Below are 15,167 nucleotides of genomic sequence, written 5' to 3'. Positions count from 1 at the left end.
GCAAGAAGGAAAAAGTTTCCTGTTAGAGGTACGTGAATTCAATAAGTAATTTTTTGTAAATTACTGACGGATTCAGTAAACTAATAAGAGGATGATAGATAAGGAGGGATTAGATGACCAAAAATATCGTTACCTTAGTTCAAGGGGCTAACACAGCTATGACGAATGATGCTTCCGTCGATATCGTTGTTGAGTGGAGCTACTCCCCTGCTGATTTAGATATAAGCTGCTTCTTGGTCCAAGCTGATGGAAAAGTACAATCAGATGAATATATGATTTTTTATAATCAACCGACTGATCCTTTCAGCATGATTACACTCCAGGATACTGCACCAACAATTAAAACCTTTTCACTTTCCTTACCCTCACTACAACAATCTACTATTCAAAAGTGCGTCTTTGCCGTAACACTGGATGGTCCAGGAACTTTAAAAGAAGTACAAAACCTAAAAATCACTGTTAAGTCAATGAATAGTGACATTCTTTTTAGTATTCGTCAGCTAAGTGAAGAAACCTCTCTGGTAATGGCTGAGATTTATCGTTACAAGGATTGGTTTAAATTTCGAGGAATCGGCCAAGGATTTAACGGTGGACTCAAACCATTAGCAGAAGCACATGGGGTTGTCGTAGAAGATGAAGCTGTTGCAGCTATTGAAGTCCCACCGGCTAAGATCGAGACTGTAACTGCACCTTCGCCAGGACCCTCTTCAAAAGTAAATCTAACAAAAATTGATCTATTGAAGAAAAAAGTAACCGTCTCCCTTGAAAAACACAAGTTAACTACAGAAAAGGCTCGCGTTGCTGTTGTGATTGATGCTTCTGGTTCAATGTCGATGCTGTATAGTAAAGGGACCGTCCAGCGTGCTTTTGAAAAAGTTCTAGCAATCGCTGCATGCATGGATGATGATGGCGTGCTTGATGTATGGTTTTTCGGCGATAAATTTATGCGGGCACCAAGTGTGACCGAAAATGACTACGAGGATTATGTAAAACGGACCTATCCAAAGCCACGTATCTTTGGCGGAGTTGGAGCCGGCAATAATGAACCGCGTGTCATGGCCGACGTCATACGAAAATTCACTGTGGAAGAGCCTACTAAAGTCTTGCCTACTTATGTGATTTTCTTTAGCGATGGCGGGGTTTACGCGGAAAATAAAATATCCGATCTATTAATTGAAAGCTCGAAGGAAAAATATCTTTTGGCAGTTTGTCGGAATTGGTAATGCTAAATATGGCGTACTGGAAAGACTCGATACCTTATCTGGGCGTGTGGTAGATAATGCCAACTTCTTTGCCCTTGATGATTTAGATAAAGTCAGTGATGAAGAGCTTTATAATCGAGTATTTAAAGAATTCCCACTTTGGTTAAGAGAGGCGAGACGATTCGGGATAACCGATTAAAAAGTTAAAGGCCTCCAAAAACTGGAGGCCTTTTATTAATCCTTGCTACCGCATGTACACCATGGATATGTCCGCTTGCACTGCCACTTGCATCGTTTGGGCTTGTGGACGCGGAGGCAATTTTGGTTCCAAAAAGATAGTAGAATAATATGCGTCCGCTATAGTAACAAAATAGACTAAAAATAATAGTTTTTTCAGTCAACGATTCAAAGTAAACTCTTTTCTCCTTCTTACACATAAACTCGGGTGAAATTTCACCATCATTGTGCTTCTGATTTATATACGGATGGTAGCTGAATAAGTTTCATATCCATGTCACCCCTCCTTGTCATCTCACTAAGTAAAACGAGATCGACCTTCAAAAAATATCACTATCCGTAAAATTTTTTTAACTTTATTAGCAGTGCAGTTTGGTATCTTGCTATTTTTGTACATAAAAAAGACTAAGGTTTCCCCTAGTCCTTACATAACTATAAATTTTATCATCCAGATTTTCCATCAGATTTTAAAAACCGTTACCCGATTCTTCCCTGCTTGCTTTGATTGGTAAAGGGCTTTGTCGGCTCTTTCAATGATGGCTTTTGAAGCCACATCGTTTTCTTGAAGCGATGTGATTCCTAATGATACTGCGGATTATAAAAAGCGGCGCCAATCCTCAGATGATTCACGCCGTTAGTTTGATATATTTGATTAATAATAGTTGCGGCGATCTAAATAGGTATGGTCCGCTTTTAGATCTCTTTCTACCATGGTCGTATCTAAATAGTCTTCTGTTTCATCATCTATATAGATCAGTACGCCACCGCCATCGACTACCTGTTTATAATGCTGAATCTGTGCCTCTGGTATATCTGTTCCCTTTAGACCTTCTATAACGGCATCTTCCCCAGTAAATAGCGACTTAAATTTATCTACAGTATTCCCGGTATGATGCATGTCAACATCAGCGTCCCACTTGAGCTCTGCAAACTTGTCTAAATTTTTTCCCACCAGATGAATTTGACCCATCGGAGTTCCACCAGTCTTCAATCTCTCGATAATACTCATTGCCTCATTTCTAGTGTGTGCCACCTCAATGTGCAGATTCCCTGAGTTGTCATAGTTTGATGAATACATGCCTGAATTCCTCCTTTTCGTCGTCTATTAAACTCCTACCCGAGACGTGAATGACTAAAACATTTGATTGCAAAAGAGGCATTAACCCCTTCTAGGATTAACGCCTCTCGTATGTTAATAAAAGCATCCGCCCTCATTAACGGTTTGGGTATCGATAGAGCCAGTATCCTGCTCTTGTTCCATCAGTTTATATTAACGGGTTACGATCATTTGAGTACGTATCTAAACCTGTATTTAGATCACGTTCTACGACTGTCGTATCCATGTAATCATCTGTATAAATGATGACGCCGCCATTTTCAACGACTTCTTTATAGTGGAGCAGCTGACTTTCCGGTAAATCCGCGTCTCTTAAACCTTCCATCACCGCGTCATCCCCTGTGAAGAATGATTTAAACTTGTCTGCAAAATTCCCTGCATTGTGTACATCTACGTCCGCGTCCCATTTTAAATTCGTAAATTCTGATAAATCTTTCCCGACAATATTAATTTGACCTTTTGGAATTCCATCACTCTTCAATCTGTCAATAATCGCCAGTGCCTCCGTCTTCGTGTGTGCCACCTCAATGTTGTAGTTACTATCGTTCATATTGTTTGAATACATTCTTGAATTCCTCCTTTTAATAGGTTATTAGTTTTGTACCCTTTGGGACAAGGTGTAAACATTTTTTTGCCTTACTACTTCAGGTAGGCCCATTTTTCATGGAGCGGTGTGGAAGTTTCCTTTACCGGGATGAAGGGCACTTAGTCGAAGGTCTACCTACCCCAAAATAAAAGCCACTTCTCGCAAATTGCTTACGCGAAGTGGCCTTCCTTCATTCAACTTTTTCTGCTTCTAATAGCGTGGACCTTCCTCATAGGTAGGCGAGTCTTCTATCGTATTCGGATCTCTTTCCATTTCATTTACAATTTTTTTCGTGTGCAGGTATTCGTCCGTATAGATTAATACGCCGCCGCCATCGACAATTTGTTTGTAGTGGCTAAGCTTGTCTTCAGATAGCTTTGCATGCTTTAAACCTTCTATTTCGGCGTCTTCTCCTGTGAAAAAGGATTTCAGTTTGTCGCCATTATTCCCGATTCGGTGCAAGTTGATTTCAGCATCCCATTTTAGATTCGCAAATTCAATTAAGTCTTTTCCCACTACATGAATATCGCCCTTCGGCATGCCGTCTACTTTCAATCGTTCAATGATTGCCAGTGCCTCTTGTTTATCGTGAGTGACCGCGATACTCGTTCTCCCTGGTTTATCATTATCTACTGGATACATATGGTTTCCTCCTAATTTTTAAATTTGTAGATTTGTACCCTTCCCGAAAATGGGGTAAACCTTTATCGTATCCTCAACAATTCAACCCAAAATAAAAAAACTGCCGGTCATTTACCAGACCAAGCAGTTTACATAACGAACTCTAGCAATCTATCTCATCGAAAGTTGCTTTTCAATCACTTCTTTTGCCTCTAAAATATACTGTGCATACATCTCTGTCTGCTCATCCTGATAGCGAACATCCGGAATAATGATGGCAATCGAGGCAATGGGTCTTCCTAATGACAGTATCGGTGTGCTTATTGAGCATGCCCCAATAATTCGTTCACTCTTAGTTTTCACGTAGCCCTGACGTCGTATCAATTCTAATTCATCCAAAAGCTTCGTCCGGTCAACCACTGTTGATTTGGTAATGGGCACTCTTTTCACCCGATCTAAATAATCATCAATTTCCACTTGGGGAAGATAAGCAAGCAACGCCTTTGCCGATGCCCCTGCATATAAAGGAGAAGTGTCTCCTACTTGATTGCGAGCGGTTAGCGAATGAATACTTTCATAATTTAATATACATCTCCGCTGATCCCCATCAAATATGCTCATTGAGACACTTTCACCGATTTTTTCGCTCAAAGATTTTAAAATCGGCTCGGCTACGGCTAATATTGTGGATTCTTGCTCAACCAGTTTTCCGAGGTAAAACAACGATAAACCTAACTGATATTGTTTGGTTCTTTCGTCTCTTATCAGAAAGCCTTCATGCACCAATGTTGCAACGAAGCGTTGTAAACTTGAGATACCGATGCCTGTCATTTTATGAAGATCCGTTAGTGTTAGCTTCGGTTCTTCCCTTGTGAATGCTCTTAAAATTAAAACCGTTTTTTGAACCGTGTTCATCAGATAGTTTTTTTCAAATGTCGTTTGATCCATGAAGCATCCCCCTTACAACCATAATAGCAAACACTTCTATTTTTCGGTAAGTAGATTAATAGATTAAATCTTTAAGGGATTTAAATAGTCTGCTGTATGCTCACCTAGTAAAGGCGGTGCCTCTTCATAGGAAATGTTCAACCCGGAATGCTGCAATGGATTTTTGACAAACTTCACCTTCCCGTAACTCGGATGCTCCATCTCACCAATTAAATCCCTCGCCTTGACCTGTGGTTGTTCCAAAGCTTCTGCGATGGTATTTACCCGACCACCAGGAATTTTATATTGCTGCAAGAGCGTTAGCCATTCATCACGGGTTTTCGTTACGGTGATTTCCTGAAGAAGTTCTGTTAGTTCCTGTTCATTTTGCTTTCTTGCTGTATTTGTTTTAAAACGCTCGTCTGCAGCCCATTGTTCTCTGTTGATCATTTTACAGAACTTCTCAAATTGGGCATCTGTCCCGACACAGAACATTAAGGGCCCATCCGCACAAGGAAACACCTGATAAGGAGCAACATTATTATGTTTATTGCCTAAACGTTTTGAGGCGAAATTGGCATTTAAATAGGCGCTTGATACATTTGCCAGAGAGCTTAGCTGTACATCCAGAAGAGCAAGATCGATCATTTGGCCTTCGTTTGTTTGATCACGTAGGCGCAATGCAGCTAGAATTCCAATCACCACATAATTCGAGGTTAGGATATCTGCAATAGGCACCCCCACTTTTGTCGCCTCACCTTCTGCATCGCCCGTTACGTCCATTAGACCGCTCATTGCTTGAATCACTGGGTCAAAGCCCGGTTCCTGTGCAAGCGGCCCAGTTTGTCCAAAGCCAGTGACAGCACAATAGATAATTCGGGGGTTTACCTTTTTTAAGACTTCATAGCCTAACCCCATTTTCGCCATATCACCCGTTTTGAAATTTTCTAAGACCACATCTGCATCCTCAACCAATGATAGGAACGACTTTTTATCGTCTTCTTTCTTCAAATCTAGTAAAATGGATTTTTTGTTTCGGTTCGCACATAGATAATAGGTGCTTTGCTCATTCACAAATGGACCCCAATGCCGCATGCTATCTGAACCATCTGGATGCTCGATCCGAATGACCTCGGCTCCTAAATCCGCCATCAACATGGAACCAGCTGGTGCAGCATACACTCTTGATAAATCCAATACTCGAATCCCATCTAACGGGCGCATAGCTCACCCTCCTTTAGTCTTTTACTTAGGTCGTCGCTTTTTCGCGAACTTCTTGTTCCGCTTCTTCCATTTCGCGCAACCGTTCTTCCACTTTCACGGCTTTTGGTTTAATCAGCACTTGGGCAGCCACGACCCCTCCCACAACCGCTAATGCAATGAGATTGACCAGCAGCGTCGTATCCATCAAGCTAATTCCAGCTAGTAATAATAAAATTCTTTCTACTAAGAATGTATTTCTAAACATATATCCCTTTAGGCCTGCAGCTAAAGCAACCCCACCAATGATTGCTGTAACACCGGCATAGATATACTCCGGAACAGTTCCACCCGTTAACAACAAAGTCGGGTTAAAGATAAAGAAGAAGGGAACAATGAAACCGATAAACCCTAAACGAACCGATTCGATGGCTACCTTGTTTGGCGACTCCCCTGCAATACCGGCCGCTGCATAGGCAGCTAAAGCAACAGGAGGTGTGATACTAGATAACGCTGCAAAGTAAAACGCAAACATGTGGGCTGCAACTGGAGCTACACCGAGCTTCGTCAAAATAGGAACAGAAATCGTTGCCACAATAATATACGCGGCAGTTGCCGGAACCCCCATCCCAAGCACAATGCTGATAAAAGCAGTTAAAATGGCAGCCAGAAGAATACTTTCGCCAGCAAAGCTTAAGACATTGTTTCCAATCAGCAAGCCCACACTTGTTAACGTGATGGTCGCAATCACGATGCCTACAACCGCACAAGCAATCCCTACACTAATGGCACCTTTTACACCTTCTACAATCGAATCGATAACTACGGAAAAGCTCATTCGCGTACTTTTACGAATGGCTGCAGCTGGTACAACCGTAATCAACGAGATGATCGCCGCATAGATCGGGGAAAATCCACCAAATAACATGATGAGCAAGATGACTAATGGAATAAACAGGTGACCGCCTTCTTTTAATACCTTTTTGGCATTCGGGATATTCTCCTTTGCAATGCCTGAGAGCCCCATTTTCTTTGCTTCAAAATGCACAATCATAAACAGGGTTAAGTAATACAAAACCGCCGGAATGATCGCTGCAAGCAACACGATTGAATAGGAAACGCCAAGATACTCCGCCATGATAAAGGCTGCTGCCCCCATAACCGGTGGAGCGATTAACCCGCCTGTAGAAGCGACCGATTCCACAGCACCTGCGAACTTCTTGGAATAACCCGCTTTTTTCATCATTGGAATTGTGACGGTACCCGTTGTCACAACATTACTGACAGCACTACCACTTACCGTTGCCATTAAAGCGCTTGCAAAAACGGCCACTTTTGCTGGTCCGCCAGCTGTTCTGCCTGCAATGGTTAGAGCTAAGTCATTGATAAAATCCGAGAACCCACTATTTTTAAGAAAAGCGCCAAATAGGACAAAGACAAAAATATAGGTTGCCGAAACACCTAATGCTGTCCCAAATACCCCTTGACCGCCCCAATACATAAGGTTCACGACGCGTTCGATACTAAAACCGTAGTGCCCCAACAACCCAGGAATATAAGCACCAAAGAAGTTATACGTTAGGAAGAACAAGGCAATCAGCGTTAAGCCAAGTCCCACTACTCGTCGGCTTGCTTCAAATAAGAGAATTAAAGCCAATGACCCTACATAAATATCAAGCGTCGTATTTTCTCCTGCACGATCACGTACAAATGTGTCATAAGAAAAGAGAAAGTAGAAAATAACAAATGCCGATAGCCCGATGCAAAGAAGATCTAGTATCGTTGGCAGCTTCCGCGTACCGACACTCTTTTTAGTCGCTGGGTAGAAAATGAAACTAAATAATAGAAGAAACCCTAAATGCCAAGCACGAAACTTCACGGCATCCATTACACCAATACTACTCATATACAGCTGAAATACGGTCCAAATGATGGCGAGAAGCACAACTACCTTTCCAAAAATACCGATATACTTTCTTGAGTTAAGGGTCTTCTCCTCGATTTCCACTAACCCCTGTACATCAACATCCATACTGTTTTTTGTCGTCATTCAAATCGCCCCCTATTCCACTACGCCAATTTCTTTATAGTACTTTTCCGCTCCTGGATGCAGTGGTACCCCAGCAGTTCCTTCAATGGCTTTTTTCGGATCAAACTGTTTGGCGATGCTGAAGGATTTTTCGAGTTCTTTCACATTCTCCCAAAGCATCTTTGTTAGATTGTAGGCTGCTTCTTCAGATACACTTTCGTCGATCACGATAGTGCTGTATTGACCAACCGTGACAATTGGTTCAGGCTGCTTGTCATAGGTATTTGCTTCAATGACATATTTAAAGTTCCATGGATAGTCCTCTGTCATCTTCGCAATGGCTTCTTCGGAAAAATCGAGAACCTTTGTGTCCAGTGTTGAAATTAGTTCTGTTGTTGCGGCAGCAGGTACACCAGAATAAATATTCACTGCATGGACCTGGCCATTTCTCATTAGATCCGTTGCCTCAGTAAACCCCACATAGTTCCCCTTTACTTCATCTGCTCCAATACCATGAGACTCTAAAACAAGCTTGGATTCCATCTCTGTGGAACTGCCCGCAGCCCCAAAGACAAAGCTTTTTCCTTTTAAATCTTCAATCGATTGAATATCCTCGTCATTCACTGCCACGATATGGCTGACATTTGGGTATAGATTGGCTAAAATCCGAACCTCTTTATAGGGCTTCTCCTTAAAAGTCCCCTCGCCATTATAGGCTTCATAGGCAATATTCACAGTGGTAAAGGCGATATTGGCCTCCCCTTTACTCATCAATTTCAAGTTTTCAACACTGCCATTGGATGCTTGGGAGGCTACGCGCTGTCCCATTTCTTTCGTCCATAAAGTAGAAAGTCCAGCACCCAATGAGTAAAACACCCCTGTTGTCGTTCCCGTAGTGAAAATAAGCGGTTCCCCATACCGCTCCGCATTGCTTTGACATCCTACGAGAAGACCGACACATAACAAAATCGTTAAAACAAACCTACCTTTCATCCCCCCAGCCCCCTTGATTTGCTTAGTTAAATTTTGCTTTCCTCTTTTCTAGCACAGCCGATACACCCTCTTTATAATCCGGTAATTCCGTGACAACCCCCATTTTGGATGAAATATAATCTAGTGAAGAACGCAAGCTCATCGTTTGGCTTTGATAAACTGCCCTTTTAATAATTCTCATCGCCTCTTGTGGACCATTGCTTAGTTTTTCAATATAAGCTTGAACGAAAGTCTCCAGTTCTTCATCTGCTACAACAAAGGTAACGAGCCCGTTTTCTTTCGCTTCCTCTGCTGTTAAGACTCTAGCTGTCCACAACAGATCCAGTGCCTGATCGATTCCCACTAATTTCGGTAAAAAGTAAGCGCCGCCATCTCCAGGTACAATCCCCACATTGATATAGCTTTCAGAGACTTTAGCTGAAGCTGCCGCGATTCGAATATCACACATGAGGGCCATATCCAATCCTGCCCCCATTGCATAGCCATGCATTTGGCAGACAACCGGTTTATCAATTTCCTCCAATAAGAGTGGGATGCGCTGCACTTTCTTCCACAGTGAATTTTTTCTAGCAAGGGCTGTGGATGTGATATCCTCCTGACTTTCAAAGAAGCCTTTCCCTGCCACCATCGCTTTCACATCGCCACCAGCACAGAAGGATTTTCCGTTTCCTTTTAGCAGCAAAACTCTGATCGAGTCGTTATCCCTTACCTCTTCTAAAGCCGAAATCCAAAGTTTAATCATTTCCTCGCTGAAAGCATTAAAGCTCTCCGGTCGATTCAATGTAATCGTTGCAATCCCGCTGTTCACTTCAAATAGTAAATCCGCCACTGATTCATCCCCCTTAAATATGTTCAACTTGTTTTTTCTTTGTTAATGTATCCCAAAGCGTATTTGATGAATGAAGCCATTTCTTAGCAAGCTCTTTTTTCCAATACTTCGCATGGAAGTCCTCATCTCGCCAAGCCCACAATCTGCGTGTATAGTGATGTAATCGGTGTTCATGTGTGACACCAATCGCTGCATGGACCTGGTGTGCACTTGTTGCCACAATGCGACTCGCATCATCCAGTTTTAATCGGGCAAAGGCGATTTCATCTGCTGCTTCTTCTTTTAGGAGTAACGCGAGTATATTTTCGAGTGCGGCTCCTGAAAGCGCTTGCTCACCTGCGAGTACGGCAAGATGCTGCTGCACTAATTGGAAGCGGTGAATGGGGCGACCAAATTGTTCACGTTCTTTACTGAATTGCACGGATAATTCAAATGCACGGTCAATTGCTCCAGCCATTTTACTTACTGTGGCCGCTGTCTGTAATTTTGTTAGGAATTCATGCTGTTCATCTGTGAGGGGCTGACTTGCCAGAATTTTGGCATCGGTAAATTGAAGACGATCTCTTGGCTCTGCTGCCAGGTTGGTGTGGTTTTCTATGCTAGCATCCTTTAAATCTAGTAAAATTAAAGACTGTTTTCCTTGTTCTGTTGCGAGCGTCACGAGTTTTTTTGCGTATCTTGCCCATGGAACATGCTGTAAGCTACCGGAAACTTTCCCATCTGCCATGTCTAAAGGCTTCGTTACAAGGTGCACCGTTGAAAGTTCAGTTTGAGGTTGAATATTGGCAATATCTAAAACCAGGTTCGCCAATGTATGTTCGATAAATGGAACCGGTACTGCATATTTTCCAACTAATCGATACAGGTGGAACAAATCCTCATAGTCCCCACCAGCACCACCATGCTCTTCTTTAACGGCAACCTGCTGGATTTCATTTTCAAGCAATAATTGCCAAACATCTTCTGCCCATTGGTTTGCTTCTAACAGGTCGACCGTTTCCTTTTCCACCTTTTCTTTAAAAATTCTTTCAACGACCTCGATAATCATGTCTTTCATTTCACTCATCCTGCAAGCACTCCCTTCGCAATAATGCCATATAGCACTTCTGATGTTCCGCCACGAATCGTAAAGCCAGGTGCATGGAGTGTAGATTCTGCTAAGTAACGGTCCAATGCACGGTCAGCTTGAAGCTGTGGATAAACATTCAGCAATAATCGAACAACTTCTGGAATCTTCTGTTCAAATTTTGTTCCGATGCTTTTTACCAAGGCGGCCGGGACACTAACTTCTCCGCCCTCTTCCAGCACTTTAGCAACGCCAATTGATAGATTTCGCAAGCTCCATAACTCAGCTATTAGTTTCGAGGCTTCCGTTAACCCTTCAAAATCCTGCTGGCGTTTGAGTTCCTCCAACGCTTCATTCAGTAATGGGAATGTGCTTAAAATGCGTTCTGGGCCACTGCGCTCATAAGCTAATTCAGCTAATCCCTGTGCCCACCCATTTCCTAAAGTCCCAACGACCATTTCATCTGGAACGAAAACGTTATCAAAAAATACATCGTTAAAATGATGCTCGCCTGTTAAATAGCGAATCGGTGTGATGGTTACACCTTCTGATTTTAGATTGATGATTAATTGGCTCAGGCCTTGATGCTTCTTTTCTGATACGGGTTCTGTACGAACAAGAGTGACCATATAATGAGCATCTTGGGCGTTACTCGTCCATGTCTTTGCGCCATTTACAATCCAGCCACCCTCTACTTTTTCAGCTTTCGTTCTTACTGACGCAAGATCCGAGCCACTATTCGGTTCACTTAGCCCAATGGCAAAGAAGCATTCTCCTTTGACGATTTGAGGTAAGAAGAAATTCTTTTGATAATCGGTCCCAAATCTAAGTAATAAAGGGCCCGTTTGTCGATCCGCAAACCAATGGGCTGCAACCGGTGCTCCAATGGCCAAAAATTCTTCCGTCAAAATATAACGGTCGATCGAGCTGCGTTCAGCCCCACCATACTCTTTCGGCCACGTCATGCCGATCCAGCCTTGCTCAGCGATTAATTTTGAAAATCCCGGGTCACTCCCACTCAACCATGAATCACATTTTGTTTGAAACGTCCCTTTTTGCAGCTCCCCCTGCAGGAAAGCTCGAACCTCTTCCCTGAATACTTCTTGTTCCTTTGTAAATTGAACAGTAGGTAAATTCAATCTAGCCACCCCTTTTACGCATTTGCGGTAATCATTACCTTATATAAATAGTGTATATTTTCAGAATATTGTATGTCAATGGTTTTTTACAAATAAATTTACACAAGACAGAATAATGACGTCTAATAGAGAAAATCGATTACACCATGTTCTTTTGTAATACTATGGCAGGTTAAGAGATTAGCGGGTAATTAGTTGTTTGCTCGACACAAGGGGCTAAGAGATGGTGATCAAAATAAGGAGGAAAATAAATTTTCTAAATAAAGTGATTCGGCGTCTTATGGAATCTCATGACATACTGATCGCTTTTTTTCTGCAACGTTCAAAAAAGGATGCTCCAAAAATAAGCTTTTGGAGCATCCCCTCATTGATTTTTATGAATATCACATCTTACTGTATGAATGATTAGATCAAAACGTCCGGCACTCCCCGTGATCAATATGGATATCGGAGTGACAAATCCCTAGCCTATTGTTTTAATCTTTTTAATGAAATAATAATGCTTGTACAAGGCTAGTAAGACTAATAGTATTTTAACCAATAGAATATCCACATAAATAATCGAGATGACGATAAAGAAATCCGCAATTAAATTGATTCGAATTTTCTCTTTTCTCTTCATCCCCCTTTTTTGAAGAAATGCTTCAACATACCTTTCATATACAGGGGTACTTTTAAACCAGGCATCAATGCGTTTTGAACTTTTGGCAAAGCAAAACGCAGCAAGCAAGTAAAACGGACCTCCTGGTAAGAGAGGAATCACCGTCCCTATAATCCCAATCACAAGAAAGATACTACCGAGTATGAACAAGACAATACTTTTTATTTTTTTAATCGTTATCATGCATATTTACCCTCTATATGAAATAGTTTCATTTCAATTCTCATTTATTTCTCAATCGACTCTAATTGTACAATAACATGGATAATAAGTGGTTTGGTAATTTTCTATTAAGTTAAAAACCTACCCTAAGGTAAATAAAAAATTCTTGTAAAATTCATTTTTGATAGAAAAAACGAATCCCCCTTTAGAAGATTCGTTCCTTACCTAAAAAAACAACTATTTCATCAAACGTTACGCCGGTATCCGATTTATTATTGAAAATTACACTTCCCTAATCTAATTTCAGAAAGAGCACCATCAAATCTTCATCAAAATACTCGTCGCCCTCTTTTAATCCCCTCGGCTCGACCCCATATGTCTCAAATCCTAACGACTGATAGAGCTTCTTGGCCGACTTGTTCTTGGAGACCACTTGTAAATGAATCTGCTCTACCCCATCAAAATCCTTTGCTCGTGTGATACTCTCCATCATCAGAGCTTTTCCTACACCTTGACCGCGTACTTCAGGAGCCACGTACATTCCATATATATCTCCCTTGTGCCTAGATTTTCGATCCGTAGCGCGCATAAAGCGAACCACGCCCACCAACGAACCTTCCTCATTAAAAGCACCCAGCACAAATCGATCCTCCCCTTGGCGAATTCGCTCTTCCACTGCTTCTATTGGAAAATTCACTTCCCGTTCGTAAGTAGACCCAAAGCTTTCGGGATCGGTTTGTAACCCTCTTAATCTAAGGGATTGATAGATTTGTGCATCCGCTTCATTTAATATACGAATATTCATGAGGATCCTCCTAGTTACGTTCTCTCAAATAAAGTCTCTCTAACTTATTCGTTTCAATCAATCAAAATCCTTCTTTAAGAAAAATCTTCCAACCCATAGAAAAAACGACTTACAAAAATTCCATTATTTAGTAAAATAATATAAGTAATGATAAGAAAGGTAGTGGCGATTTTGTTTAAAAAACTAATAAGTAACGTCGTAGATTTGCTAAACCCGCCTACTTCAACGGCCCCCACAGCCAAGCTCAAGAAAAAGTCGGTGCTCTCTACATACAAGGAACAAACGGGAAATGGTTTTTTAACGACCCTGTTCAACAAAGGCAATTATGGGGAGTTCTCCTCCTATGGCAAAATGGCGAAATTGCCTGGCTACCATAAAGCTCTATTCAATCTCTATATTCCGAACGGCAAGGAGCAAACAACTGAAATTGACTTAGTCTATATCCATGAGACAGGCATTTACGTCATCGAATCCAAAAATTACAGCGGCTGGATTTTTGGAGATGAAAAATCGCAAAAGTGGATGCAGACCTTCCCGAACGGCCAAAAGTTTCCGTTTTATAACCCAATCAAGCAAAATATCGGCCATATCAAGGCACTTCAAGCGCTCCTCCCTTCTATTGAGAAGGCGCAATATCAATCGGTCATCGTCTTCAGCGAAAGATGCGAGCTGAAAAAAATCTCCTTCGAGGCAGATAATACATATGTCATCAAACGGTATCATCTAGCGAAGCTAATGACCAAACAAATTGAAGCTTCACCCAAAATTCTGGAACCCGCCTACATCGACCGAATCTATAACTTTTTGGCACAATACCAGAAGGCCGATCAGACCGTAAAGCAGGAGCATGTGGAGAAGATTAAGGAGAAGCAGCTTGTGGAGAAAAACGGCAAGCAATCATAAAATGGGAGGAATCAAGATGAATGACGAATTAATCAAAAAACGAATCGAAATCATCGCTGCTAGAATACAAGAAATAAATGGAGAGGTTCCTGAAATTATAATTGGTGAACCCGCTTCCCTCGAACAAATCACTCAAACAGAAGAAAAACTTGGCGTAAAACTGCCAGATAGTTTCAAAACCGTCCTAACTGAATTCTCTGGACACTTTAGTTTCCGATGGTTTTTGCCTGACAATCTAGAGCAACCCGATGAATTTAGAGAGATTTTTAGTGGGACACCTAACTGGAGTTTGGATCTTCTTCCTCAATTTGAAGAAGGTCGAAAAGGCTGGATTGACGCCGTATTTCCAAATCCAGAAGATTCCTATGATGTAATCTGGCATAACAAATTAGCATTTTGCGAAGTGGGCAATGGGGATTACCTTGCATTTGACCTGGAAGACGGTACGACGGATGCTCCGATCGTCTACCTCAGTCACGACGACGGAGAAGGACACGGATACAAAATTGCGAATCATTTCATAGAGTTACTTGAAAACTGGTCAAGAATAGCTTTTGTCGGCTGTGAGGATTGGCAATGGCTCCCCTTCACAACAAGCCCAACGAGTAGAATTGATCCAGATGGTGAGGCGGCGAATCGATTTAGGGAGTGGTTGGGGTTGGGGATTTAATCACTAGCCCCTCTTTACTT

Annotated in this window: 17 protein-coding genes; 4 read left to right on the top strand and 13 right to left on the bottom strand. The window is 41.8% G+C overall.

Annotated elements, in window-relative coordinates:
• The first annotated feature begins 113 nt into the window (after positions 1-113).
• Positions 114-1,223, top strand: coding sequence for a VWA domain-containing protein (locus tag C1N55_RS02210; protein WP_240758356.1), 1,110 nt, complete (start codon positions 114-116; stop codon positions 1,221-1,223).
• The gene (locus C1N55_RS20715) at positions 1,174-1,401 is read left to right on the top strand and encodes a VWA domain-containing protein (RefSeq protein WP_240758355.1); all 228 of its coding nucleotides are present in this window, start codon (positions 1,174-1,176) and stop codon (positions 1,399-1,401) included. The genes C1N55_RS02210 and C1N55_RS20715 overlap by 50 nt, the downstream gene beginning before the upstream one ends.
• 498 nt (positions 1,402-1,899) lie before the next feature.
• Here the strand turns inward: C1N55_RS20715 and C1N55_RS02205 are convergent, their stop codons facing one another.
• The 13 genes from C1N55_RS02205 to C1N55_RS02145 all read right to left on the bottom strand — a co-directional run bounded on the left by C1N55_RS02205 (position 1,900) and on the right by C1N55_RS02145 (position 13,574).
• Entirely contained in the window at positions 1,900-2,016 is a 117-nt protein-coding gene (locus C1N55_RS02205; RefSeq protein ID WP_137730502.1) for a hypothetical protein, read from the bottom strand.
• A gap of 75 nt (positions 2,017-2,091) precedes the next feature.
• Positions 2,092-2,472: a general stress protein gene (locus C1N55_RS02200; protein ID WP_168193777.1), complete on the bottom strand. Its 381-nt coding sequence runs from the start codon at positions 2,470-2,472 to the stop codon at positions 2,092-2,094.
• A 232-nt stretch (positions 2,473-2,704) separates the two neighbouring features.
• On the bottom strand, positions 2,705-3,121 hold the full coding sequence (locus C1N55_RS02195; RefSeq protein ID WP_137727287.1) for a general stress protein: 417 nt from the start codon (positions 3,119-3,121) through the stop codon (positions 2,705-2,707).
• A 231-nt stretch (positions 3,122-3,352) separates the two neighbouring features.
• Positions 3,353-3,784 carry a general stress protein gene (locus C1N55_RS02190; RefSeq protein ID WP_137727286.1) on the bottom strand — a complete coding sequence of 144 codons (432 nt, stop codon included), beginning with the start codon at positions 3,782-3,784 and terminating at the stop codon, positions 3,353-3,355.
• A gap of 150 nt (positions 3,785-3,934) precedes the next feature.
• Positions 3,935-4,711 (bottom strand): IclR family transcriptional regulator, encoded by a 777-nt coding sequence (locus C1N55_RS02185; protein ID WP_137727285.1) that lies wholly within the window; start codon positions 4,709-4,711, stop codon positions 3,935-3,937.
• Positions 4,712-4,774: 63 nt separating this feature from the next.
• The gene (locus C1N55_RS02180) at positions 4,775-5,914 is read right to left on the bottom strand and encodes a CaiB/BaiF CoA transferase family protein (RefSeq protein ID WP_137727284.1); all 1,140 of its coding nucleotides are present in this window, start codon (positions 5,912-5,914) and stop codon (positions 4,775-4,777) included.
• 25 nt (positions 5,915-5,939) lie between these two features.
• Entirely contained in the window at positions 5,940-7,940 is a 2,001-nt protein-coding gene (locus C1N55_RS02175) for a TRAP transporter permease (protein ID WP_137727283.1), read from the bottom strand.
• A gap of 12 nt (positions 7,941-7,952) precedes the next feature.
• A complete protein-coding gene (locus tag C1N55_RS02170) occupies positions 7,953-8,912 on the bottom strand; it encodes a TAXI family TRAP transporter solute-binding subunit (protein ID WP_137727282.1) in 960 nt (319 codons plus the stop codon).
• A gap of 22 nt (positions 8,913-8,934) precedes the next feature.
• The gene (locus C1N55_RS02165; protein ID WP_137727281.1) at positions 8,935-9,741 is read right to left on the bottom strand and encodes an enoyl-CoA hydratase/isomerase family protein; all 807 of its coding nucleotides are present in this window, start codon (positions 9,739-9,741) and stop codon (positions 8,935-8,937) included.
• A gap of 13 nt (positions 9,742-9,754) precedes the next feature.
• A complete protein-coding gene (locus C1N55_RS02160; RefSeq protein ID WP_137727280.1) occupies positions 9,755-10,807 on the bottom strand; it encodes an acyl-CoA dehydrogenase family protein in 1,053 nt (350 codons plus the stop codon).
• Positions 10,804-11,946 (bottom strand): acyl-CoA dehydrogenase family protein, encoded by a 1,143-nt coding sequence (locus C1N55_RS02155; protein WP_137727279.1) that lies wholly within the window; start codon positions 11,944-11,946, stop codon positions 10,804-10,806. The genes C1N55_RS02160 and C1N55_RS02155 overlap by 4 nt, the downstream gene beginning before the upstream one ends.
• Before the next feature lie 463 nt (positions 11,947-12,409).
• The gene (locus C1N55_RS02150; protein WP_137727278.1) at positions 12,410-12,790 is read right to left on the bottom strand and encodes a YbaN family protein; all 381 of its coding nucleotides are present in this window, start codon (positions 12,788-12,790) and stop codon (positions 12,410-12,412) included.
• 271 nt (positions 12,791-13,061) lie between these two features.
• Positions 13,062-13,574 (bottom strand): GNAT family N-acetyltransferase, encoded by a 513-nt coding sequence (locus tag C1N55_RS02145; RefSeq protein WP_137727277.1) that lies wholly within the window; start codon positions 13,572-13,574, stop codon positions 13,062-13,064.
• 171 nt (positions 13,575-13,745) lie between these two features.
• Between C1N55_RS02145 and C1N55_RS02140 the strand changes: the two genes are divergently transcribed.
• A complete protein-coding gene (locus C1N55_RS02140) occupies positions 13,746-14,477 on the top strand; it encodes a nuclease-related domain-containing protein (RefSeq protein ID WP_168193776.1) in 732 nt (243 codons plus the stop codon).
• Positions 14,478-14,493: 16 nt separating this feature from the next.
• Positions 14,494-15,147, top strand: coding sequence for an SMI1/KNR4 family protein (locus C1N55_RS02135; protein WP_137730501.1), 654 nt, complete (start codon positions 14,494-14,496; stop codon positions 15,145-15,147).
• The last annotated feature ends 20 nt before the right edge of the window (positions 15,148-15,167 follow it).

The sequence above is a fragment of the Lysinibacillus sp. SGAir0095 genome, from assembly GCF_005491425.1.
Taxonomy (GTDB): domain Bacteria; phylum Bacillota; class Bacilli; order Bacillales_A; family Planococcaceae; genus Ureibacillus.
Note: the sequence above shows the minus strand (reverse complement) of the source record. Positions and strands in the feature narration are given on the sequence as shown.